The organism is Pseudomonas sp. ICMP22404 (assembly GCF_006227205.1).
In the GTDB taxonomy this organism is placed as follows: domain Bacteria; phylum Pseudomonadota; class Gammaproteobacteria; order Pseudomonadales; family Pseudomonadaceae; genus Aquipseudomonas.
Genome location: NZ_VCNG01000010.1, coordinates 183091 through 204213, shown reverse-complemented (window position 1 = coordinate 204213; position 21123 = coordinate 183091). Strand labels below are relative to the sequence as shown.

At 61.0% G+C, this 21123-nt stretch carries 21 protein-coding genes and 1 pseudogene; all 22 read left to right on the top strand.

Annotated elements, in window-relative coordinates; translation table 11 throughout:
• The first annotated feature begins 6 nt into the window (after positions 1 to 6).
• The 22 genes and pseudogenes from fliJ to FGE05_RS18510 all read left to right on the top strand — a co-directional run bounded on the left by fliJ (position 7) and on the right by FGE05_RS18510 (position 21113).
• A complete protein-coding gene (gene fliJ, locus FGE05_RS18615; protein ID WP_041020347.1) occupies positions 7 to 456 on the top strand; it encodes a flagellar export protein FliJ in 450 nt (149 codons plus the stop codon).
• A gap of 102 nt (positions 457 to 558) precedes the next feature.
• A pseudogene (locus tag FGE05_RS18610) lies at positions 559 to 858 on the top strand (STAS domain-containing protein); the annotation flags it as partial.
• Positions 859 to 954: 96 nt separating this feature from the next.
• The gene (locus FGE05_RS18605; protein WP_139647222.1) at positions 955 to 2661 is read left to right on the top strand and encodes a fused response regulator/phosphatase; all 1707 of its coding nucleotides are present in this window, start codon (positions 955 to 957) and stop codon (positions 2659 to 2661) included.
• 31 nt (positions 2662 to 2692) lie between these two features.
• Complete coding sequence (locus FGE05_RS18600) at positions 2693 to 3037, top strand: Hpt domain-containing protein (RefSeq protein ID WP_139647220.1); 345 nt, start codon at positions 2693 to 2695, stop codon at positions 3035 to 3037.
• Between the two features lie 102 nt (positions 3038 to 3139).
• Positions 3140 to 4510 (top strand): flagellar hook-length control protein FliK, encoded by a 1371-nt coding sequence (locus FGE05_RS18595; RefSeq protein WP_139647218.1) that lies wholly within the window; start codon positions 3140 to 3142, stop codon positions 4508 to 4510.
• Positions 4511 to 4713: 203 nt separating this feature from the next.
• Positions 4714 to 5217 (top strand): flagellar basal body-associated protein FliL, encoded by a 504-nt coding sequence (gene fliL, locus FGE05_RS18590; protein ID WP_139647216.1) that lies wholly within the window; start codon positions 4714 to 4716, stop codon positions 5215 to 5217.
• A gap of 9 nt (positions 5218 to 5226) precedes the next feature.
• Positions 5227 to 6195 (top strand): flagellar motor switch protein FliM, encoded by a 969-nt coding sequence (gene fliM / locus FGE05_RS18585; RefSeq protein WP_003184019.1) that lies wholly within the window; start codon positions 5227 to 5229, stop codon positions 6193 to 6195.
• 71 nt (positions 6196 to 6266) lie between these two features.
• Positions 6267 to 6725 carry a flagellar motor switch protein FliN gene (gene fliN / locus FGE05_RS18580; protein WP_041020352.1) on the top strand — a complete coding sequence of 153 codons (459 nt, stop codon included), beginning with the start codon at positions 6267 to 6269 and terminating at the stop codon, positions 6723 to 6725.
• A 27-nt stretch (positions 6726 to 6752) separates the two neighbouring features.
• Complete coding sequence (gene fliO / locus FGE05_RS18575) at positions 6753 to 7163, top strand: flagellar biosynthetic protein FliO (RefSeq protein WP_139647316.1); 411 nt, start codon at positions 6753 to 6755, stop codon at positions 7161 to 7163.
• Positions 7163 to 7912, top strand: a complete 750-nt coding sequence (gene fliP / locus FGE05_RS18570; RefSeq protein WP_139647214.1) for a flagellar type III secretion system pore protein FliP — start codon at positions 7163 to 7165, stop codon at positions 7910 to 7912. Before fliO ends, fliP begins: the two co-directional genes overlap by 1 nt.
• Before the next feature lie 21 nt (positions 7913 to 7933).
• Positions 7934 to 8203, top strand: a complete 270-nt coding sequence (gene fliQ, locus FGE05_RS18565; RefSeq protein WP_139647212.1) for a flagellar biosynthesis protein FliQ — start codon at positions 7934 to 7936, stop codon at positions 8201 to 8203.
• Positions 8204 to 8207: 4 nt separating this feature from the next.
• A complete protein-coding gene (fliR, locus tag FGE05_RS18560) occupies positions 8208 to 8990 on the top strand; it encodes a flagellar biosynthetic protein FliR (protein WP_139647210.1) in 783 nt (260 codons plus the stop codon).
• Positions 8991 to 8993: 3 nt separating this feature from the next.
• Entirely contained in the window at positions 8994 to 10133 is a 1140-nt protein-coding gene (gene flhB, locus FGE05_RS18555; RefSeq protein WP_139647208.1) for a flagellar biosynthesis protein FlhB, read from the top strand.
• 247 nt (positions 10134 to 10380) lie between these two features.
• Positions 10381 to 12510: a flagellar biosynthesis protein FlhA gene (gene flhA, locus FGE05_RS18550; protein ID WP_139647206.1), complete on the top strand. Its 2130-nt coding sequence runs from the start codon at positions 10381 to 10383 to the stop codon at positions 12508 to 12510.
• Between the two features lie 11 nt (positions 12511 to 12521).
• Positions 12522 to 13871, top strand: a complete 1350-nt coding sequence (gene flhF / locus FGE05_RS18545) for a flagellar biosynthesis protein FlhF (protein ID WP_139647204.1) — start codon at positions 12522 to 12524, stop codon at positions 13869 to 13871.
• A gap of 115 nt (positions 13872 to 13986) precedes the next feature.
• Positions 13987 to 14817, top strand: a complete 831-nt coding sequence (gene fleN / locus FGE05_RS18540; RefSeq protein WP_003184001.1) for a flagellar synthesis regulator FleN — start codon at positions 13987 to 13989, stop codon at positions 14815 to 14817.
• A complete protein-coding gene (fliA, locus tag FGE05_RS18535) occupies positions 14814 to 15557 on the top strand; it encodes an RNA polymerase sigma factor FliA (RefSeq protein ID WP_024778673.1) in 744 nt (247 codons plus the stop codon). The genes fleN and fliA overlap by 4 nt, the downstream gene beginning before the upstream one ends.
• Before the next feature lie 166 nt (positions 15558 to 15723).
• The gene (locus FGE05_RS18530; protein WP_003183998.1) at positions 15724 to 16095 is read left to right on the top strand and encodes a chemotaxis response regulator CheY; all 372 of its coding nucleotides are present in this window, start codon (positions 15724 to 15726) and stop codon (positions 16093 to 16095) included.
• An 18-nt stretch (positions 16096 to 16113) separates the two neighbouring features.
• Positions 16114 to 16902, top strand: coding sequence for a protein phosphatase CheZ (locus FGE05_RS18525; protein WP_139647203.1), 789 nt, complete (start codon positions 16114 to 16116; stop codon positions 16900 to 16902).
• A 24-nt stretch (positions 16903 to 16926) separates the two neighbouring features.
• The gene (locus FGE05_RS18520; protein WP_139647201.1) at positions 16927 to 19200 is read left to right on the top strand and encodes a chemotaxis protein CheA; all 2274 of its coding nucleotides are present in this window, start codon (positions 16927 to 16929) and stop codon (positions 19198 to 19200) included.
• Between the two features lie 48 nt (positions 19201 to 19248).
• Positions 19249 to 20373: a chemotaxis response regulator protein-glutamate methylesterase gene (locus FGE05_RS18515; RefSeq protein ID WP_139647199.1), complete on the top strand. Its 1125-nt coding sequence runs from the start codon at positions 19249 to 19251 to the stop codon at positions 20371 to 20373.
• Entirely contained in the window at positions 20373 to 21113 is a 741-nt protein-coding gene (locus tag FGE05_RS18510; protein WP_024778677.1) for a flagellar motor protein, read from the top strand. The genes FGE05_RS18515 and FGE05_RS18510 overlap by 1 nt, the downstream gene beginning before the upstream one ends.
• The last annotated feature ends 10 nt before the right edge of the window (positions 21114 to 21123 follow it).

Genomic DNA, 21123 nt, shown 5'->3' with positions numbered 1-21123 from the left:
TCGGCCGTGGCCACGAGTCGTGCGGCACGCCTGGCGCCGGTGGTGGACATGGCCGAAAAGGCCGAAAAAACCGCTGTCCAGCGCCTGGCCTATTTCCAGGGGCAGGTGGCCGTCGCTGAAAGCAAGCTGGCGGACCTCGAGAATTTCCGCCTCGAATACCAGGAACAATGGATCGCTCGCGGCAGCCATGGCGTTTCCGGCCAGTGGCTGTTGGGTTACCAGGGCTTCCTTGCGCAGTTGGGTACCGCCATCGACCAGCAGCGCCAGAGCCTGGTCTGGCACCAGAACAATCTGGAGAAGGCGCGTCAGAGCTGGCAAGAAGCCTTTGCCCGGGTAGAGGGACTGCGTAAACTGGTGCAGCGCTATATCGATGAGGCGAGGCAACTGGAGGATAAGCGCGAGCAAAAACTGCTGGATGAATTATCCCAGCGCCTGCCACGCCAGGATTCGTTCTGAGGTGAAGTCGGGATTTTGTCGGTTGGATGAGCCAAAACCTTGCTCAGTCCTTTACCAGATGCTAAACCTTGTACACGTATGTCCATGACAGGGAAGCCAACTATGTCAGTCGTTACCGAAGTATCCGATGATGGGAAGAAGCTGACGATTTCGATCAAGGGTCGATTCGATTTCGGACGGCATCAGGAATTTCGCGAGTCCTACGAAAAGCTCAACCGCAAGCCTGAAACCTACGTCGTGGACCTGAAGGACACCACCTACCTCGACAGCTCTGCGCTGGGCATGCTGCTCTTGCTCCGTGATCATGCCGGTGGCGAAGACGCCGACGTGAATGTCACCAACTGCGGCGCGGACGTGCGCAAGATTCTCGCGATATCCAATTTCGACAAGCTGTTCGATATCGACGGCCCGAAAGACGACAGGTCGGAGAAAGACAAGTCGCATGCAGGACACGCCCATCAAGACAAGTTCCATCCGGGCAAAGCCTGATCGACAGCCATGTTGTCCGATCTGGAATCGCTGACGATCCTGATTGCCGAAGACAGTGCCGCTGACCGACTGCTGTTGTCGACCATTGTCCGCCGTCAGGGCCATCACGTGCTCACCGCAGCCGATGGTGCCGAGGCGGTCGAAATCTATACGGAGCAACATCCGCACCTGGTGCTGATGGATGCAATGATGCCGATCATGGACGGATTCGAGGCAGCGCAAAAGATCAAGCAGTTGGCCGGCGACCAGCTGGTGCCGATCATTTTCCTCACGTCGTTGACTGAAAGCGAAGGCTTGGCCCGTTGCCTGGAGGCCGGCGGTGACGATTTCCTGGCCAAACCCTACAACCAGGTGATCCTGGCCGCCAAGATCAAGGCCATGGACCGCTTGCGTCGGTTGCAGGCCACGGTTGTGGAGCAACGCGACCAGATTTCCCGCCATCACGATTACCTGCTCAACGAGCAGCGGGTCGCCAAGGCCGTGTTCGACAAGATCGCCCATTCCGGCTGCCTGAGCGCGCCGAATATCCGTTACCTGCAATCGCCCTATGCCCTGTTCAACGGCGATCTGCTGCTCGCGGCGTTCAATCCGGCCGGTGACATGCACGTCCTGCTGGGGGATTTCACCGGACACGGTCTGCCGGCGGCGGTCGGTGCGATGCCGCTGGCGGAAGTGTTCTACGGGATGACCGCCAAAGGCTATGGCCTGGCGCAGATCCTGCGCGAAATGAACGCCAAGCTCAAACGTATCCTGCCGGTGGACATGTTCTGCTGCGCGACGCTGCTCTGCCTGGGCTTCCAGCGTTGCACGGTGGAAATCTGGAATGGCGGCATGCCCGACGGGTACTTGCATGACGGTCTCACGGGCGTGCGCACGCCGCTGCCAGCACGACACTTGCCCTTGGGTGTGCTCACGCCTCAACTATTCGATGATCGTACCGAAGTACATCCCATGGCGGTGGGTGACCGGGTGTTCCTGTTGTCCGACGGTGTGATCGACACCAGCGATGACGATGACCAGTTGTTCGGTGTGGAGCGCTTGCAACAGGTGTTTGCCGCCAACCGCGAGCCCGATTGTCTTTTCGAAGATATCCAGCAGGCCCTGCGGGACTTTCGCGGGGAGGCCCGCGACGATTTCAGCATGGTCGAAGTGCGGATGGTCGCGCCGACGCAACTCAACCCGCCGCCACCTGTCTATTCCGATAGCGGCCAGTCCAGCCCGCTGGACTGGTCGGTGAGTTTCGAGTTTCGGGCCCAGACGCTCAAGCGCTTCAACCCGATGCCGTACCTGCTGCAATTGCTGCTTGAAGTGCATGGGCTCAGGGCTCAGAGTGGCGCGCTTTACAGCGTACTTTCGGAGCTCTATTCCAATGCCCTGGAGCATGGGGTACTGGGGCTCGATTCGAGCATCAAGCGCGACGCGTCGGGCTTTGCGCGCTATTACATGGAGCGCAGTACCCGGCTGGATGAACTGGATGCCGGTCACATTCGGGTACACTTGCATGTCACGCCTCACGGCGATGGTGGTCGCCTGGTGATCGAGGTCGAAGACAGCGGTGAGGGCTTCGATGTCGCCCGTGTCATGGCTCGGCCGCTGGACCGTGATCGGTTGTCGGGACGTGGTGTTAGCCTGGTGCGTCAGTTGAGTCACCAGGCCTGTTGGTCAGACGATGGTCGTAGTGTCCGCGTGGAGTTTTTCTGGGAGGCTCTGGCATAATCCGCGCCACTCTTGATCAGGGAGCGAACAAGTGAACGAGATTCATCTGGACCGCGACGTGCTCAGCACGTTGAAAGAAGTCATGGAGGAGGGGTATCTGGAGCTGCTGGATACGTTTCTCAACGACTCCGAAGCGCGCCTGCGTGTGCTGCATGAGGCCCGCGACGCCGAAAAACTGAGCGCCACCGCCCACAGCTTCAAAGGCAGCAGCAGCAACATGGGGGCCATCCGCCTGGCCGAACTGTGCGGTGAGCTGGAACAGCGTGCCAAACAGCCCTCCCTGGGTGGCATCGAGAAACTGGTCAGCGAAATCGACAGCGAATTTGCCCATGTCCGAAATCTTTGCAGGGAAGAGCGCGAAGGCTTTCACTGCTGAGTGTTGACCTGCCAGGCATCGCCTCTTTTCAGACGTTGGCCCGCCCCTTGCATTGTCCAGTCTCGACTGTACCTATGATTTCAGTGCAGCGGAGACCTTTTTATGCCCGTTACGCCCAATACACTGCTTCAGGCCACTACCCAGGCCAAGCCGCAGACCGCCGTCAATCCGCCGGCAGCGGCTCCGGACCTTGGTAATAGAGCCTCCAGCTTCGCGCAGGTCTTCGCCCAGCAAGCCCCTGTCAAATCCTCGTCGGCCCCTGAGCCTGCGATGAAGCCGGTGCGCGACAAGACGCCCGACAGCAGCGTCAAAAAGGACGCCAGCGATGAAACGGCTGCCGCCCCGGAGCCGACCGTTGCCGATAGCGGCAAACCCTTGCCCGCCGACAAGCCGGTCAAGGCCGATGACACGGCGGACAATGACGCCGATGCCGACAGCGAAACCGAGACCCCGGTAGCGGACGCGACCCCTGCCGATCCTGTCGTCGACCCGATGGTGCCGCCGGACGCGGCTGTGCCTGCGGTTCAAGTCGATGTGGCGCCCACCCCTGTGGTGGACCCCGCGACTGTTCCGCAAGTAGTCGCTGCGGTGGCGACCCCGGTCGTGCCACTGGCACCGGTAGCCCAGGCCGCGCCGCCGGCGGATCCGAAGTTCGACCCCGAGGCCGATCCGCTCGACGCCATGCCGGCGTTGCGACTGGCGATGGAGCAGGGCGGCCACGTTTCCGCCACCAGCCAGGCCAAGACCACTGCCCCGGTTCCGCTCGACGGTGAGCCGACCTCGGCCCAGACGTTCGCCGCCGGCATGGCGAGCATGCTCACCGTGCAAGCCGACCAGAACAGTACCGGCCCTGGCAGCCAGGGTGGGGAAAAGGCATTCAGTGGTCTGATCGGCGAGGGGCTCAAGGATCTGGGCGCGGCTTCCAGTGACACCCGCGTGGATGATTTCGCCAACCGCCTGGCGGCCCTCACCCAGGCCGCTACGCCCAAGACCGCCAATGCGGTGCCGGTCAACCAACCCATCGCCATGAATCAGAGTGGCTGGACCGAAGAAGTGGTCAACCGGGTGATGTACCTGTCGAGCGCCAATCTCAAGGCGGCCGACATCCAGTTGCAGCCCGCCGAACTCGGGCGGCTGGACATCCGGGTAAACATGATGCCGGATCAACAGACCCAGGTGACCTTCATGAGTGCCCACTCCGGCGTTCGCGAAGCCCTCGAAGGCCAGTTGCATCGCCTGCGGGACAGTTTCGCCCAGCAGGGCATGGGGCAGGTCGATGTCAACGTGTCCGATCAGTCCCGTGGCTCACAGAACCAGAACCAGCAGGCGCAGCAGCAGGCCCAGACCGGACGGACGTCTTCTTCCGGCGGGCGAGTGGATTCGGCAGACGAGCATCTGCCGGCCAGTGTCGCTGAGGTGGCGGCCACCACCACCAGCGTCATCGGTACCAGCGCGGTCGATTACTACGCCTGACCGGGCGCATCACACACCTTGTGGGAGCGAGCCTGCTCGCGAAGGCGGTGGATCAGTTGAACATGAGTCGACTGACACACTGCCATCGCGAGCAGGCTCGCTCCCACAGTTGTTTTCGGGTGTCGCAAATTATTTCTGGCATAACACTTGCTCCTGCCTTGCCATGCAACCGTAAACCCCCCGATTAGTGACGGATTATTGGCATGGCGAAGAGCGAAGCAGCAGCTGTAAAAGACCCCGCAACCAAAGGCAAGCTCAAGATGATCATCCTGATCGTCGTGGGTTTGCTCCTGGCGATCGGTGTGTCCGTGGGGGCGACCTGGTATTTCATGCACAGCGCTCAAAGCAAGCCTGCGGCGGCGGTCGAAGCTACGCCGGTGGGCAAGCAGCCGGCGATTTTCGAGCCCATGGCACCGGCCTTCGTCGCCAACTACACCCAAAATGGCCGTCAACGCTACATGCAGGTCAGTATCACCTTGCTGGGGCGCAACCAGGCTGATCTGGAAGCGCTGCGGGTGCACATGCCGCTGATCCGCAACAATCTGGTGATGCTGTTCTCCGGACAGAATTTCGACACCCTCGCCACTCCCGTAGGCCAGGAAATGCTCCGTCAGAAAGCCACGGCCAGCGTGCAGGAAGTGGCGCAGAAGGAGCTCGGCAAAGTGGTGATCGAACAGTTGCTCTTCACTAACTTCGTATTGCAGTAGGAACCCGCCATGGCCGTGCAGGACCTGTTGTCCCAGGACGAAATCGACGCGTTGTTGCATGGTGTCGACGACGGCCTGGTGCAGACCGAAAACGCTGCTGAACCGGGCAGCGTCAAAAGCTACGACCTGACCAGCCAGGATCGCATCGTTCGCGGACGCATGCCGACCCTGGAAATGATCAACGAACGTTTCGCCCGTTACACCCGCATCAGCATGTTCAACATGCTGCGTCGTTCGGCCGATGTGGCGGTCGGTGGTGTGCAGGTGATGAAGTTCGGGGAATACGTGCACTCGCTGTATGTGCCCACCAGCCTCAACCTGGTGAAGATCAAGCCGTTGCGCGGCACCGCGTTGTTCATCCTCGATGCCAAGTTGGTATTCAAGCTGGTGGACAACTTCTTCGGCGGTGACGGTCGTCACGCCAAGATCGAGGGTCGAGAGTTCACCCCGACCGAGCTGCGGGTCGTGCGCATGGTGCTGGAGCAGGCTTTCGTCGACCTGAAGGAAGCCTGGCAGGCGATCATGGAAGTGAACTTCGAGTACATCAACTCGGAAGTGAACCCGGCCATGGCCAACATCGTCGGTCCGAGCGAAGCCATCGTGGTATCGACCTTCCACATCGAGCTCGATGGCGGCGGCGGGGACCTGCACGTGACCATGCCGTACTCGATGATCGAGCCGGTGCGCGAAATGCTCGACGCCGGTTTCCAATCCGATCTCGACGATCAGGACGAGCGCTGGATCAACGCCTTGCGCCAGGACGTGCTGGATGTCGACGTGCCGATCGGTGCGACGGTTGCCCGGCGCCAATTGCGCCTGCGGGACATCCTGCACATGCAGCCGGGGGACATCATTCCGGTCGAAATGCCGGAAGACATGATCATGCGTGCCAATGGCGTACCGGCCTTCAAGGTCAAGATGGGCTCTCACAAAGGCAACCTGGCGTTGCAGGTGATCGAGCCGATCGAACGACGTTGAGCAAGGTCGAACGCTGTAGTTTGTAGCTGAATTTACGTTTTCAACTGATTTTTGCCCGCCGAGGACAAATGATGGCTAATGATATGAACAACCAGGACGACCAGTCGCTGGCTGACGAATGGGCTGCCGCCCTGGAAGAAGCCGGTGAAACCGGACAGGACGACATCGACGCCTTGCTGGCTGCGGACACCGGTGCTCATGCGTCCAATCGCCTGCAAATGGAAGAGTTTGGCAGCGTGCCGAAAAGCAATGAGCAGGTAACGCTGGACGGGCCGAACCTGGACGTGATTCTCGACATCCCCGTGTCGATTTCCATGGAAGTGGGGAGCACCGACATCAACATCCGCAACCTGCTGCAACTCAACCAGGGTTCGGTGATCGAGCTGGATCGCCTGGCGGGTGAACCGCTGGACGTACTGGTCAACGGCACCCTGATCGCCCATGGCGAAGTGGTGGTGGTCAACGAGAAGTTCGGCATTCGCCTGACGGACGTGATCAGCCCGAGCGAACGCATCAAGAAGCTGCGCTGAGTGAAAGGTCTTTTCGCTACCGCCCTGATGTTGCCATTCAGTGTCATGGCGGCCGAGCCCGCGAGCACCGCGGCCGCTGTGTCGACGGCCGGCAGTGGCTTGGCCGGTCAATTGGCGCAGTTGGTGCTCGGCCTGTTGCTGGTGCTAGGGGTGATCTTCCTGCTGGCCTGGCTGCTGCGGCGCGTGCAGCAGGCGGGCCCTACTGGCAAGGGCCAGGTCATCGACATCGTTGGCTCCCGTGCGCTCGGCCCGCGGGATCGGCTGGTGCTGGTGCAGGTCGGTAACGAGCAGATCCTGCTGGGCCTGAGTCCGGGCACCATTACTGCCTTGCATGTCCTCAAGGAGCCGGTGCAGGTGCCTGCCACCGACCAGGCGACCCCCGAGTTTGCCCAGCGCCTCATGGAACTGCTGGGTAAAGACCAGAAGGATAAGAAGTAATGCCGTTGCGCATTCTGTTGGCGTTGGCCTTGATGGTGGCCGCGCCGTTGGCGTTCGCCGCCGATCCGCTGTCGATTCCGGCCATCACCCTCGGTACCAATGCCCAAGGGGCCCAGGAATATTCGGTCAGCCTGCAGATTCTGCTGATCATGACCGCGCTGAGTTTCATCCCGGCGTTCGTCATGTTGATGACCAGTTTCACCCGGATCATCATCGTCTTTTCGATCCTGCGCCAGGCCCTGGGCTTGCAGCAGACGCCGTCGAACCAGATCCTCACCGGCATGGCGCTGTTCCTGACCATGTTCATCATGGCACCGGTGTTCGACCGGGTGAACCAGGATGCGCTGCAACCTTACCTGGCGGAAAAGATCACCGCCCAGGACGCCGTGGCCAAGGCTGAAGTGCCGATCAAGGACTTCATGCTGGCCCAGACCCGCAGCAGCGACCTGGAGCTGTTCATGCGCCTGTCCAAGCGCACCGACATCCCCAGTGCCGATCAGGCACCGCTGACCATCCTGGTGCCGGCGTTCGTGACCTCCGAACTGAAAACTGCATTCCAGATCGGTTTCATGATTTTCATCCCGTTCCTGATCATCGACCTGGTGGTCGCCAGCGTGCTCATGGCGATGGGTATGATGATGCTGTCGCCGCTGATCATTTCGCTGCCGTTCAAGATCATGCTGTTCGTCCTGGTGGATGGCTGGGCGTTGATCATCGGCACCCTGGCGGGCAGTTTTGGCGGTGTTTAGACCATTTGCAGGTAGGGCGATATGACTCCTGAAGTAGCGGTAGACCTGTTCCGCGAGGCGCTCTGGCTGACGACCGTGATGGTCGCCATCCTGGTGATTCCCAGCCTGCTGGTGGGCCTGCTGGTGGCAATGTTCCAGGCCGCCACCCAGATCAACGAACAAACCCTGAGCTTCCTGCCGCGCCTGCTGGTCATGCTGGTCACGCTGATCGTCTCCGGGCCCTGGCTGGTGCAGACCTTCATGGAATACATTCTGCGGCTGTACGGCAGTATTCCGCAGTTGATCGGCTGACCCGATGTCGATGCTCGCGCTGACAGACACCCAGATCGGCTCCTGGGTAGCGGCTTTCGTCTTGCCGTTGTTTCGCGTCACTGCCGTGTTGATGAGCATGCCGGTCTTCGGTACGACCCTGGTGCCGAGGCGCGTGCGCCTGTATTTCGCACTGGCAATCACAGTGGTCATCGCGCCCGGGTTGCCGCCGATGCCGCCGGTTCATGCCCTGGACCTCAGTGCATTGATGCTGGTGGCCGAGCAGATCCTCATCGGCACCTTGATGGGATTTTCGCTGCAACTGTTCTTCCAGGCGTTCGTGGTGGCCGGGCAAATCATTTCGATCCAGATGGGCATGGCTTTCGCGTCCATGATCGACCCCACGAACGGCGTGAACACGGCGGTGATCGGTCAGTTCCTGACAATGCTGGTGACGCTGCTGTTTCTCGCCATGAACGGACACCTGGTGGTATTCGAGGTGCTGACCGAGAGTTTCACCACGATGCCGGTGGGCAGTGCGCTGCTGGTCAATCATTTCTGGGAGGTTGCCGGCAAGCTGGGCTGGGTCCTGGGGGCGGCGATGGTGTTGGTGCTGCCTGCGATCACGGCATTGCTGGTGGTCAACATTGCATTTGGCGTGATGACCCGGGCGGCGCCGCAGCTGAACATTTTTTCCATCGGCTTTCCGCTGACCCTTGTGCTGGGCATGGTGATTTTCTGGGTCAGCCTGGGAGATATCCTCAATCAGTACCAGCCGCTGGCTACCCAGGCCTTGCAGCTGCTACGCGACATGGCACAGGCGCGCTGAACCATGGCCGAGAGCGAGAGTGGCCAGGACAAGACAGAAGACCCCACGGACAAGCGCAGGCGCGAATCCCGGGAGAAGGGCGAGATCGCGCGCTCCAAGGAGCTCAATACCCTTGTGGTGATGCTGGCGGGCGCTGGCGGGCTGCTGATCTATGGCGGTGGATTGGCCCTGGACCTGCTGGAAATCATGCGCCTGAATTTCTCCCTGCCCCGTGAGGTGCTGCTCAGTCCGGGCGCCATGGCGCAGTACCTGTTGCACTCGGGCAAGATCGCGATCATGGCGGTACAGCCGGTCCTGATCTTTTTGCTGCTGGCGGCTTTCCTTGGCCCGATTTCCCTGGGGGGATGGTTGTTCGCAGCGGGCAGTCTGGCCCCCAAGTTCAGTCGGATGAATCCGTTAGCGGGCCTCAAGCGCATGTTTTCCCCTTCGGCCCTGATGGAGCTGCTCAAGGCCTTCGGGAAATTTTTGCTGGTCCTGTCCGTGGCTTTGGCGGTGTTGTATTCGGACATTGACGATGTGCTGCGCATCGCCCATGAACCGTTGGAGCAGGCCATCATGCACAGCGTGCAATTGGTGGGGTGGAGCACCTTGTGGATGGCTTGCGGGCTGATCCTGATCGCAGCCATCGATGTGCCGATCCAGCTCTATCAGAGCAAGCAGAAGCTGATGATGACCAAGCAGGAGGTTCGCGACGAGTACAAGGAGCAGGAGGGCAAGCCGGAGGTCAAGCAGCGGATTCGCCAGTTGCAACATGAGGTGTCCCAGCGGCGGATGATGGCGGCGATCCCGACGGCCGATGTGGTCATCACCAACCCGACCCACTACGCCGTGGCGCTCAAGTACGACCCGGACAAAGGCAACGCTCCGGTGTTGCTGGCCAAGGGCAGCGATTTCCTGGCGCTGAAGATCCGAGAGATTGCCGTGGCCAATGAAGTGATGCTGCTGGAGTCGCCCGCCCTGGCGCGGTCGATCTATTACTCCACCGAACTCGACCAGGAGATTCCTGGGGGGCTGTATCTGGCGGTGGCCCAGGTGCTTGCCTATGTCTACCAGATCCGCCAGCACCGCGCCGGAAAGGGCAAGCGTCCCGATCCGCTCAAGGACCTGCCGATCCCGCCGGATCTGCGCCGCGATCCAGAATAAGGTGTGCGCCAGGTCCTGCTGGTGACAGAACCTGTGGGAGCGAGCCTGCTCGCGATAGCGGTCTTTCAGTCAATTCCGTCATCGCTGAACTCCCGCTATCGCGAGCAGGCTCGCTCCCACAGGGTCCTTATTTCTGCTCCCGGGCTTGTATTTCCAGGTCTGGCAAAAGTTGGAAGGCTTCTTGCAATACCCCGTCTGCGCCTGTTTCGGGCGTCAAAAGTTTGCTTCACAGGAACGGGGAATTTTGGTGGATCGCTCTCAGTTACTCAGCACCGCGCGCAGCAACGTCGTAGACCTCAGCCGGGGCAATCTGGGCGTGCCGCTGTTGCTGCTGGTCATGCTCGCCATGATGATGCTGCCGGTGCCCCCGTTCCTGCTGGACGTGTTCTTCACGTTCAACATCGCCTTGTCGATCGTGGTGCTGCTGGTGTGCGTGTATGCCCTGCGCCCGCTGGATTTCGCCGTGTTCCCGACCATTCTGCTGGTGGCTACGCTCCTGCGTCTGGCGCTGAACGTGGCGTCCACCCGCGTGGTCATGCTCCACGGCCAGGAAGGCCACGCCGCCGCCGGTAAGGTGATCCAGGCCTTCGGTGAGGTGGTGATCGGCGGCAACTACGTGGTCGGTATCGTGGTCTTCGCCATTTTGATGATCATCAACTTCGTGGTGGTCACCAAGGGTGCCGGGCGTATTTCCGAGGTGAGCGCGCGTTTCACCCTCGACGCCATGCCCGGTAAGCAAATGGCAATCGACGCCGACCTCAACGCCGGCCTGATCGATCAGAGCCAGGCCAAGCTCCGTCGTCTGGAAGTGGCCCAGGAGGCCGAGTTCTACGGCTCCATGGACGGTGCGAGCAAGTTCGTGCGAGGTGACGCCATCGCCGGCCTGCTGATCCTGTTCATCAACCTGATCGGCGGCATTGCCGTCGGTATCCTCCAGCATCAGATGAGTTTCGGTGACGCAGGCAAGGTTTACGCCTTGCTGACCATCGGTGACGGTTTGGTGGCGCAATTGCCATCACTGTTGTTATCCACAGCTGCGGCAATCATGGTGACCCGTGCTTCGGGCTCCGAAGACATGGGCAAGCAGATCGGCCGGCAGATGTTCGCATCGCCCAAGGCCCTCGCCGTGGCTGCTGGGCTGATGGCGGTGATGGGCCTGGTCCCGGGGATGCCGCACATTTCCTTCCTGAGCATGGCGGCGGTAGCGGCAGGCGGCGCCTATCTGTTCTGGAAGAAGCAGAACGCGCAGAAGGTCCAGGCATTGCAAGAGGTCAAGCGCCAGCAGGAACTGCTGCCATCGCCGGCCCGTGCCCTGGAGACCAAAGAGCTGGGCTGGGACGACGTGACTCCTATCGACATGATTGGCCTGGAAGTCGGCTATCGTCTGATTCCGTTGGTGGATCGTAACCAGGGCGGCCAACTGTTGGCGCGGATCAAGGGCGTGCGCAAGAAGCTGTCCCAGGACCTGGGCTTCCTGATGCCCACCGTGCATATCCGCGACAACCTCGACCTGGCGCCTAGCGCCTATCGCCTGACGCTGATGGGGGTGATCCTGGCCGAAGCCGAGATCTATCCGGATCGCGAACTGGCGATCAACCCGGGTCAGGTCTATGGTTCGCTCAACGGCATTACCGCCAAGGATCCAGCTTTTGGCCTGGAAGCGGTGTGGATTGAAATCAGTCAGCGGGCCCAGGCCCAGTCCCTCGGTTACACCGTGGTGGACGCCAGTACGGTAGTTGCGACCCATTTGAACCAGATTTTGTACAAGCACTCCAGCGAGCTGATCGGCCACGAAGAAGTCCAGCAACTGCTGCAGGTGCTGGCCAAAGGCTCGCCGAAACTGGCCGAAGAGCTGGTGCCGGGCGTGGTTTCGTTGTCGCAGTTGCTCAAGATTTTGCAAGCGCTGCTGGCCGAACAGGTGCCGGTACGCGACATCCGCAGTATTGCCGAAGCCATCGCCAACAACGCTTCCAAGAGTCAAGATACCGCCGCCATGGTGGCCGCGGTGCGGGTCGGCGTATCCCGTGCAATCGTCCAAAGCATTGTAGGCACTGAGTCGGAGCTGCCTGTGATCACGCTGGAGCCAAGGTTGGAACAGATATTGCTCAATAGTCTTCAGAAGGCAGGACAAGGCTCGGAAGAGGGTGTTCTGCTGGAGCCGAGCATGGCCGAGAAGCTGCAACGTTCGTTGATCGAGGCAGCCCAGCGGCAAGAGATGCAAGGCCAACCGGTGATCTTGCTGGTGGCGGGTCCGATTCGTGCGATGCTTTCGCGATTCGGTCGCCTCGCGGTCCCGGGGCTGCATGTGCTGGCGTACCAGGAAATACCGGACAACAAGCAAGTGACCATTGTTGCGACAGTAGGGCCCAACGGCTGAGGTAGTGGGTTATGCAAGTGAAGCGTTTTTTCGCCGCCGATATGCGTCAGGCCATGAAACTGGTCCGTGACGAGCTGGGCGCCGAAGCAGCCATCATCGGCAACCGCCGGATCGCCGGTGGTGTCGAGCTGACGGCGGCCCTGGACTACAAGCTGTCTGCGCTGGCCCCGCGGGTTCCGAACATGGAGCTTGAGGATGAGCTGCGCAAGACCCAATCGCGCATCGCCAGCGCCCAGGCCGAATTGAGCCTGCGCAGCAGCGAAGGCGAGGCTGTCGCGGGCACTAATCGTCAATTGTTTGCCGGTCAGCCATTGACCGCAGGCCTGCCGCTGACCGCTGCCGAACCGCTGATCGAGCCGACCCCGGCCGAGCCGCGTCGTCCGGCGCCGGCTCCTGCCGCACCGGCTGCCGGTATCGACCCGCGTGCGCTGGACTCGATGCGTTTCGAACTCAACAGCCTGCGCGAACTGATGGAAGTCCAGCTCGGCTCCCTGGCCTGGAACCAACTGCAAGGCAGCCGTCCGGCCCAGGCCAATCTGTGGCGCCGCCTGCAACGCATTGGCCTGTCCGGCCCGCTGGCCCGCGATCTGCTGGCGCTGATCAACGATATCCACGAGCCTCGCCAGGCCTGGCGCATGTTGCTGGCGCATCTGGCGCGGATGATCGCCACGCCGGAAGTCGAGCCGTTGGAAGAGGGCGGGGTGATTGCCATGGTCGGCCCGGCCGGCATGGGCAAGACCACCACCCTGGCCAAGCTCGCCGCCCGCTATGTACTCAAGTACGGCGCCCAGAGCATTGCCCTGGTCAGCATGGACAGCTTCCGTATCGGCGCCCAGGAGCAACTCAAGACCCTGGGCCGGATTCTCAACGTGTCGGTGACCCATGTGGATCCGGGTCAATCCCTGGCCCAGGCGCTGGAGCCTCTGTTGCGCAAACGCGTCGTGCTGATCGATACCGCAGGCCTGCAAGCCAGCGATCCAGCCTTGCGCATGCAGCTTGAAAGCCTGGCCGGGCGTGGCATCAAGTCAAAAAATTATCTCGTGTTGGCAACCACCAGCCAGAAACAGGTTCTAACCGCCGCCTACCACAGCTACAAACGCTGCGGATTGGCCGGTTGCATCCTGACCAAGCTGGACGAAACGGCAAGCCTGGGCGAGGTCTTGAGCCTGGCGATCGGTCACGATCTGCCGGTGGCGTACCTGACGGATGGACCGCGGATCCCGGATGATTTGCATCTGCCGCGTCGCCACCAACTGGTCAGCCGTGCCGTAAGTGTGCAAATGCAGGACGAACCCAGCGAAGAAGCCATGGCTGATATGTTCGCTGATATCTACCACAGCCCGACCAAACAGGTTGGCTGAGGTAATCATGAATATTTTTTGTACCTACATCGATGGTCTGCCAGGCAATGTTCCGTATGTGAACGCGCAGCCAGTAATGTGGCCTCCGTCTAAGTAAGACAGGTAAAGAACGAACATGGGCAGCATGCATCCCGTACAGGTGATCGCGGTGACCGGCGGCAAAGGTGGCGTCGGCAAGACTAACGTGTCAGTGAACTTGTCCCTGGCTCTGGCAGAGCTTGGCCGACGGGTCATGCTGCTGGACGCCGACCTGGGCCTGGCGAACGTGGACGTGCTGCTGGGGCTCACACCCAAACGCACGCTGGCGGACGTGATCGAAGGCCGCTGCGAACTGCGTGATGTGTTGTTGCAGGGGCCGGGCGGGATTCGTATCGTGCCGGCCGCCTCCGGCACCCAGAGCATGGTTCATCTGACCCCGGCCCAGCACGCCGGTCTCATCCAGGCATTCAGCGACATTGGCGACAACCTCGATGTGCTGGTGATCGACACGGCGGCGGGTATCGGTGATTCGGTCGTCAGCTTCGTGCGTGCCGCCCAGGAAGTGCTGCTGGTGGTCTGCGACGAGCCCACCTCCATCACCGACGCCTATGCCCTGATCAAGCTCTTGAACCGTGACTACGGCATGAACCGCTTCCGCGTCCTGGCCAACATGGCCCAGAGCCCGCAGGAAGGGCGCAACCTGTTCGCCAAGTTGACCAAGGTCACCGATCGCTTCCTGGACGTTGCCCTGCAATACGTCGGCGCCGTGCCGTACGACGAGAGCGTGCGCAAGGCTGTCCAGAAGCAACGTGCCGTCTATGAAGCTTTTCCCCGTTCCAAATGCGCGCTGGCATTCAAGGCGATCGCCCAGAAGGTCGATACCTGGCCACTGCCGGCCAACCCTCGCGGGCATCTGGAGTTTTTCGTCGAGCGTCTCGTGCAACAAACAGCAGGGCCCGTGTTATGACAGCCAGCGGTTACAACCACCTCTACAAAAAATCGGCACGGGACGCCCAGTACGAGTTGATCGAGCGTTACGCGCCCCTGGTCAAGCGCATCGCCTATCACTTGCTGGCGCGGTTGCCGGCCAGTGTCCAGGTTGAAGACCTGATCCAGGCGGGCATGATCGGACTGCTCGAAGTGGCGAACAAATACGACGCGAGCAAGGGCGCCAGTTTCGAGACGTACGCCGGCATTCGCATTCGAGGCGCGATGCTCGACGAAGTCCGCAAGGGCGACTGGGCACCCCGTTCGGTGCACCGTAATACCCGCATGGTCAGTGACGCCATTCGCGCTATCGAAGCGAAAACCGGGCGAGACGCTAAAGATCATGAGGTTGCGGCCGAACTCCAGTTGAGTCTCGATGATTATTACGGGATTTTGAACGATACCTTGGGCAGCCGCCTGTTCAGTTTCGACGACCTGTTGCAGGACGGCGATCATGAAGGGCTGCACGAGGATGGCGCGAGTACTCACATGGAGCCTGCGCGTGATCTGGAAGACGAACGTTTCCAGAGCGCGCTGGCCGATGCGATTGCCAATTTGCCGGAGCGTGAGCGACTGGTCTTGGCGCTGTACTACGACGAAGAGCTGAACCTCAAGGAAATCGGTGAAGTCCTGGGGGTCAGCGAATCGCGGGTCAGTCAGTTACACAGCCAGTGCGCCGCCCGTTTGCGGGGGCGTTTGGGGGAGTGGCGAGCGCGCTGACAATCGGTGCGGGGAGGTTGCGAGCAGGGTTTGCGTGGCACGTGTTGCGCAGTCTCGATCCGTTGTGTCCCGGGCCGTTGTCGAATGCTGTACCGGATTGATTGAAATGGCGCGTTCAGGTGCTGCACGCGTTTAAGACTGCTTGGAGGTCGAATTGGACAAGAACATGAAAATCCTCATTGTTGATGACTTTTCAACGATGCGGCGGATCATAAAAAACCTGTTGCGTGACCTTGGGTTCACCAACACGGTCGAGGCCGACGATGGCACTACTGCCATCCCGGTTCTCAACAGCGGGAGCATCGACTTTCTGGTGACTGACTGGAACATGCCTGGCATGACCGGTATCGATTTGCTGCGCCATGTGCGCGCCGATGAAAAACTCAAGCACCTCCCGGTGCTGATGGTCACCGCCGAAGCCAAGCGCGAGCAGATCATCGAAGCGGCCCAAGCCGGCGTGAACGGCTATGTGGTCAAACCCTTCACGGCCCAGGCGTTGAAAGAAAAGATCGAAAAGATCTTCGAACGCATCGGTTAACGGCGCCACGGGGGAGCTATGGAGAATAACGAAGCTTCAATGGGCGATTTCGAATCGACCCTTAAAAAACATGCCCGCGAACTGGTCGAAAGCCTTGAAAAAGGTCGTTTCGGCGATGCAGTCCAGATGATCCACGAGCTCAATCAGACCCGGGATCGTGGTCTGTACCAGGAAGTCGGCAAGCTCACCCGTGAATTGCACAGCGCGATCGTCAATTTCCAGATCGATCCGAACATGCCTCAGGCCGAAGAGGTCTCGCAGATTACTGATGCGACCGAGCGGCTGTCTTACGTGGTCAAGCTGACCGAGGCCGCCGCCAACCGCACCATGGATCTGGTGGAAAGCGCGACGCCGCTGGTCAATGGCCTGGGCGACGAAGCCCAGGCCTTGAGCGCCGACTGGGGCCGTTTCATGCGTCGTGAGGTCGGGGCGGAAGAATTCCGGGACCTGGCTCGTCGGGTTGACGGTTTTCTGACACGCAGCAGCGCCGATAACCGCGCGGTCGCAAGCAACCTCAACGATATTCTGCTGGCTCAGGACTATCAGGACCTGACCGGGCAGGTGATCAAGCGCGTCACCCAATTGGTTACCGAAGTCGAAAGCAATCTGCTCAAACTGGTGTTGATGGCCAGCCAGGTCGACCGCTTTGCGGGCATCGAACACGACCGTGAGGCGATGCTTGCTGAAAAAGATCCACAAAAACATCTCTCTCAGGGTGAAGGTCCGCAAATTCATGCCGATAAAAGAGAAGACGTTATGTCCGGTCAGGACGATGTGGACGATTTGCTGTCCAGCCTTGGATTTTAGCCCTGTTTTAGGAGCACCCCATTAATGAGCTTCGGCGCCGATGAAGAGATCCTTCAGGATTTCCTGGTTGAGGCCGGCGAGATTCTAGAGCAACTCTCCGAGCAATTGGTCGAGCTGGAAAGCCGACCGGATGATGCGGATCTGCTCAATGCAATCTTTCGCGGTTTCCACACTGTAAAAGGAGGCGCCGGCTTCCTTCAGCTCAACGAGCTGGTGGAGTGCTGCCACATTGCCGAGAACGTGTTCGACATCCTGCGTAAGGGTGAGCGTCGCGTGGATTCGGAATTGATGGATGTGGTGCTTGAAGCGCTGGATGCGGTCAACAGCATGTTCAGCGAGGTGCGTGATCGTTCGCCGATTACCGCTGCTACTCCAGAGTTGCTCGCCGCGCTGTCGCGCCTGGCCGAGCCGCAATCGGCAGACGAAGCCGCTCCGGTCGAAACCGTGGTTGAAGAACCCGCTGTCGAGGAGCCAGTCGCCGAGGAATCGGGCGATATTACCGATAACGAATTCGAACAGTTGCTGGACTCCCTGAGTGCCGTCAAGGCCGAAGCTCAGGCCCAGGCTCCTGTAGCTGCCGCGCCCGCCGATGCGGGTGCGGCCAGCGATGAAATCACCGATGCGGAGTTCGAGTCGCTGCTCGATCAACTCCATGGCAAGGGCCAGTTCGCCGTCGATGCGGTCGTCCCGCCGACAGCTCCTGCCGCGCCGAAAGCCGCGGGCGACAGCTCAGACATTACCGACGATGAATTCGAAGCCTTGCTCGACCAGTTGCATGGCAAGGGTACTTTTGCCGTTGACGCCCTGGAGTCGGCCATTGCCTCTTCGCCGGCTCCGAGCAAGCCTGCTGCGGCCGCGGCCGGTAGCGACCTGATCACCGATCAGGAGTTCGAGTCCCTGCTCGACGATCTGCACGGTAAAGGCAAGTTCAGCGAAGTCGGCGCGGCCTCTGCTGCGCCAACTGCCGCGCCGGCCGCCAAGGCCGCGCCAAAACCCGCCGCCAAGGCGCCGGAGTCCAAGGCCGAGACACCTGCTCCCGCACCCAAGCCAGCAGCTGCCGCCGCGCCTGCACCTGCCCGTGCACCGGCCGCGTCGGCGTCTGCACCGGCGGAAAAACCGACCAGTGAAGCCGAGACCACCGTTCGGGTCGACACCGCGCGCCTGGACGAGATCATGAACATGGTCGGTGAACTGGTGCTGGTGCGTAACCGTCTGGTGCGCCTGGGCCTCAATAGCCAGGACGAAGCCATGTCCAAGGCCGTGTCGAACCTCGACGTGGTCACGGCCGATCTGCAGACCGCGGTCATGAAGACCCGGATGCAGCCGATCAAGAAAGTCTTCGGGCGCTTCCCGCGCCTGGTACGTGACCTGGCTCGCCAGCTCAAGAAAGAAATCAACCTGGAACTGGTGGGTGAAGAAACCGACCTCGACAAGAACCTTGTCGAGGCCCTGGCAGACCCGCTGGTCCACTTGGTGCGCAACGCGGTCGACCATGGTATCGAGTCGCCGGAAGAGCGCGAAGCCGCAGGCAAGGTTCGTAGCGGCAAGGTGATCCTGGCCGCCGAGCAGGAGGGCGACCACATCCTGCTGTCGATCTCCGACGACGGCAAAGGCATGGACCCCGAGGTGCTGCGCGCCATCGCCGTCAAACGCGGCGTGATGGACAAGGACGCCGCCGACCGCCTGAGCGACACCGAGTGCTACAACCTGATCTTCGCCCCCGGCTTCTCGACCAAGACCGAGATTTCCGACGTGTCGGGTCGTGGCGTGGGGATGGACGTGGTGAAAACCAAGATTTCCCAGCTCAACGGTTCCATCAACATCCACTCGGTCAAAGGCTCGGGCTCGAAGATCCTCATCAAGGTCCCGCTGACCCTGGCGATCATGCCGACCCTGATGGTGATGCTGGGCAACCAGGCGTTCGCTTTCCCGCTGGTCAACGTCAACGAGATCTTCCACCTCGACCTGTCGCGCACCAATGTGGTCGACGGCCAGGAAGTGGTGATCGTGCGGGACAAGGCACTGCCGTTGTTCTACCTCAAGCGCTGGCTGGTCAGCTCCGCGGCGCATGTGGAGCAGGGCGAGGGCCACGTGGTGATCCTTTCGGTGGGCACCCAGCGGATCGGCTTCGTTGTCGACCAGCTCGTGGGCCAGGAAGAAGTGGTCATCAAGCCGTTGGGCAAGATGCTCCAGGGCACCCCGGGCATGTCCGGCGCCACCATCACCGGCGACGGCCGCATCGCGCTGATCCTCGATGTACCGAGCATGCTCAAGCGTTACGCCGCGCGGCGTATTTGATTCTGGAGGGGCGTGGCCCAGCGCCACGCCTCGTCTAACGGAGTGTTTATGGTAGTTAAAGTCCTGGTGGTGGACGATTCGGGGTTCTTCCGCCGCCGCGTCTCGGAAATTCTCTCGGCGGACACGACGATTCAGGTCGTCGGTACCGCGACCAATGGCAAAGAGGCAATCGATCAGGCCCTGGCACTCAAGCCGGATGTGATCACCATGGACTATGAGATGCCAATGATGGATGGCATCACGGCTGTGCGGCATATCATGCAGCGCTGCCCGACTCCGGTATTGATGTTCTCGTCCCTGACCCACGAAGGCGCCCGTGTCACCCTCGACGCGCTGGACGCCGGCGCGGTGGATTTCCTGCCGAAGAACTTCGAAGACATCTCGCGCAACCCCGACAAGGTCCGGCAGTTGCTGTGCGAGAAGGTCCACAGCATTTCCCGCAGCAACCGCCGCGTGAGTGCCTACACGCCACCGGCCCCAGCGCCTGTGGCTGCGCCGAGTCCTGCGCCATCGTCCGCCAGTTTCAATCCGCCCCCGGTACGCAGTGCCCCGGCCCCTGCGCCTGCACGTTCGGCCCCGGCCAGTGCGTCGTCGCCGGCCCCCAAGCGCAAGGCCTACAAGCTGGTTGCCATCGGCACATCCACGGGTGGTCCGGTGGCGCTGCAACGGGTGCTGACCCAGTTGCCGGCCAACTTCCCGGCTCCAATCGTGTTGATCCAGCACATGCCGGCAGCCTTTACCAAGGCCTTCGCCGAACGCCTGGACAAGCTGTGCCGCATCAGCGTCAAGGAAGCCGAGGATGGCGATATCCTGCGTCCGGGTCTGGCGCTGCTCGCTCCGGGTGGCAAGCAGATGATGGTCGACGGTCGTGGCGCGGTGAAAATCCTGCCGGGCGACGAGCGCCTGAACTACAAGCCCTGTGTGGACATTACCTTCGGTTCCGCAGCCAAGTCCTACGGTGACAAAGTTCTGGCGGTGGTGTTGACCGGCATGGGCGCCGACGGTCGCGAAGGCGCCCGCCTGCTCAAGCAGGGCGGCAGTGCGATCTGGGCCCAGGACGAAGCCAGTTGCGTGATCTATGGCATGCCGATGGCGATTGTCAAAGCGGACCTGGCCGACGCGGTGTACGGGCTGGACGACATTGGTAAGTACCTGGTCGAGGCGTGCCTGTAATGGATGTCCTCAGCCTGATCGGTATCATCATGGCGTTCGTCGCCATCATTGGTGGCAACTACCTGGAAGGCGGTCATCTCGGGGCCTTGGCCAATGGCCCAGCGGCGCTGATCGTGCTCGGTGGCACCATCGGCGCCGCGCTGTTGCAATCGCCCATGAGTGCGTTCAAACGCGCCATACAGGTACTGGTCTGGATTCTGTTTCCACCGCGGGTCGACCTGGCCGGCGGTATCGATCGCGTGGTGAACTGGAGCCTGACCGCCCGCAAGGAAGGCTTGCTCGGTCTGGAAGGGGTGGCCGATGCCGAACCTGACAACTACTCGCGAAAAGGCCTGCAATTGCTGGTGGACGGCGCCGAGCCGGAAGCCATCCGCAGCATCCTGGAAGTGGATTTCTACACTCAGGAAAGCCGCGACATCGAAGCGGCCAAGGTCTTCGAAAGCATGGGTGGTTATGCACCTACCATCGGCATCATCGGTGCGGTAATGGGCCTGATCCACGTGATGGGCAACCTGGCCGACCCTTCGCAACTGGGGAGCGGCATCGCCGTGGCGTTCGTCGCCACCATCTATGGCGTGGCCAGTGCCAACCTGGTGTTGTTGCCGATTGCCGCCAAACTCAAGTCCATCGCCTTGCGCCAGTCGCGTTATCGCGAAATGTTGCTGGAAGGAATCCTGTCGATCGCCGAAGGTGAAAACCCGCGCTCCATTGAATTGAAGCTCCAGGGCTTCATGGACTAATGGGAGTAAT

Excerpts from the sequence above, each read along its gene's own strand:
- FGE05_RS18605 (WP_139647222.1), top strand. The coding sequence starts at position 955 with ATGTTGTCCGATCTGGAATCGCTGACGATCCTGATTGCCGAAGACAGT.
- FGE05_RS18595 (WP_139647218.1), top strand. The coding sequence starts at position 3,140 with ATGCCCGTTACGCCCAATACACTGCTTCAGGCCACTACCCAGGCCAAG.
- fliL (WP_139647216.1), top strand. The coding sequence starts at position 4,714 with ATGGCGAAGAGCGAAGCAGCAGCTGTAAAAGACCCCGCAACCAAAGGC.
- fliM (WP_003184019.1), top strand. The coding sequence starts at position 5,227 with ATGGCCGTGCAGGACCTGTTGTCCCAGGACGAAATCGACGCGTTGTTG.
- fliN (WP_041020352.1), top strand. The coding sequence starts at position 6,267 with ATGGCTAATGATATGAACAACCAGGACGACCAGTCGCTGGCTGACGAA.
- fliO (WP_139647316.1), top strand. The coding sequence starts at position 6,753 with ATGTTGCCATTCAGTGTCATGGCGGCCGAGCCCGCGAGCACCGCGGCC.
- fliP (WP_139647214.1), top strand. The coding sequence starts at position 7,163 with ATGCCGTTGCGCATTCTGTTGGCGTTGGCCTTGATGGTGGCCGCGCCG.
- fliQ (WP_139647212.1), top strand. The coding sequence starts at position 7,934 with ATGACTCCTGAAGTAGCGGTAGACCTGTTCCGCGAGGCGCTCTGGCTG.
- fliR (WP_139647210.1), top strand. The coding sequence starts at position 8,208 with ATGTCGATGCTCGCGCTGACAGACACCCAGATCGGCTCCTGGGTAGCG.
- flhB (WP_139647208.1), top strand. The coding sequence starts at position 8,994 with ATGGCCGAGAGCGAGAGTGGCCAGGACAAGACAGAAGACCCCACGGAC.
- flhF (WP_139647204.1), top strand. The coding sequence starts at position 12,522 with ATGCAAGTGAAGCGTTTTTTCGCCGCCGATATGCGTCAGGCCATGAAA.
- fleN (WP_003184001.1), top strand. The coding sequence starts at position 13,987 with ATGGGCAGCATGCATCCCGTACAGGTGATCGCGGTGACCGGCGGCAAA.
- fliA (WP_024778673.1), top strand. The coding sequence starts at position 14,814 with ATGACAGCCAGCGGTTACAACCACCTCTACAAAAAATCGGCACGGGAC.
- FGE05_RS18530 (WP_003183998.1), top strand. The coding sequence starts at position 15,724 with ATGAAAATCCTCATTGTTGATGACTTTTCAACGATGCGGCGGATCATA.
- FGE05_RS18525 (WP_139647203.1), top strand. The coding sequence starts at position 16,114 with ATGGAGAATAACGAAGCTTCAATGGGCGATTTCGAATCGACCCTTAAA.
- FGE05_RS18520 (WP_139647201.1), top strand. The coding sequence starts at position 16,927 with ATGAGCTTCGGCGCCGATGAAGAGATCCTTCAGGATTTCCTGGTTGAG.
- FGE05_RS18515 (WP_139647199.1), top strand. The coding sequence starts at position 19,249 with ATGGTAGTTAAAGTCCTGGTGGTGGACGATTCGGGGTTCTTCCGCCGC.
- FGE05_RS18510 (WP_024778677.1), top strand. The coding sequence starts at position 20,373 with ATGGATGTCCTCAGCCTGATCGGTATCATCATGGCGTTCGTCGCCATC.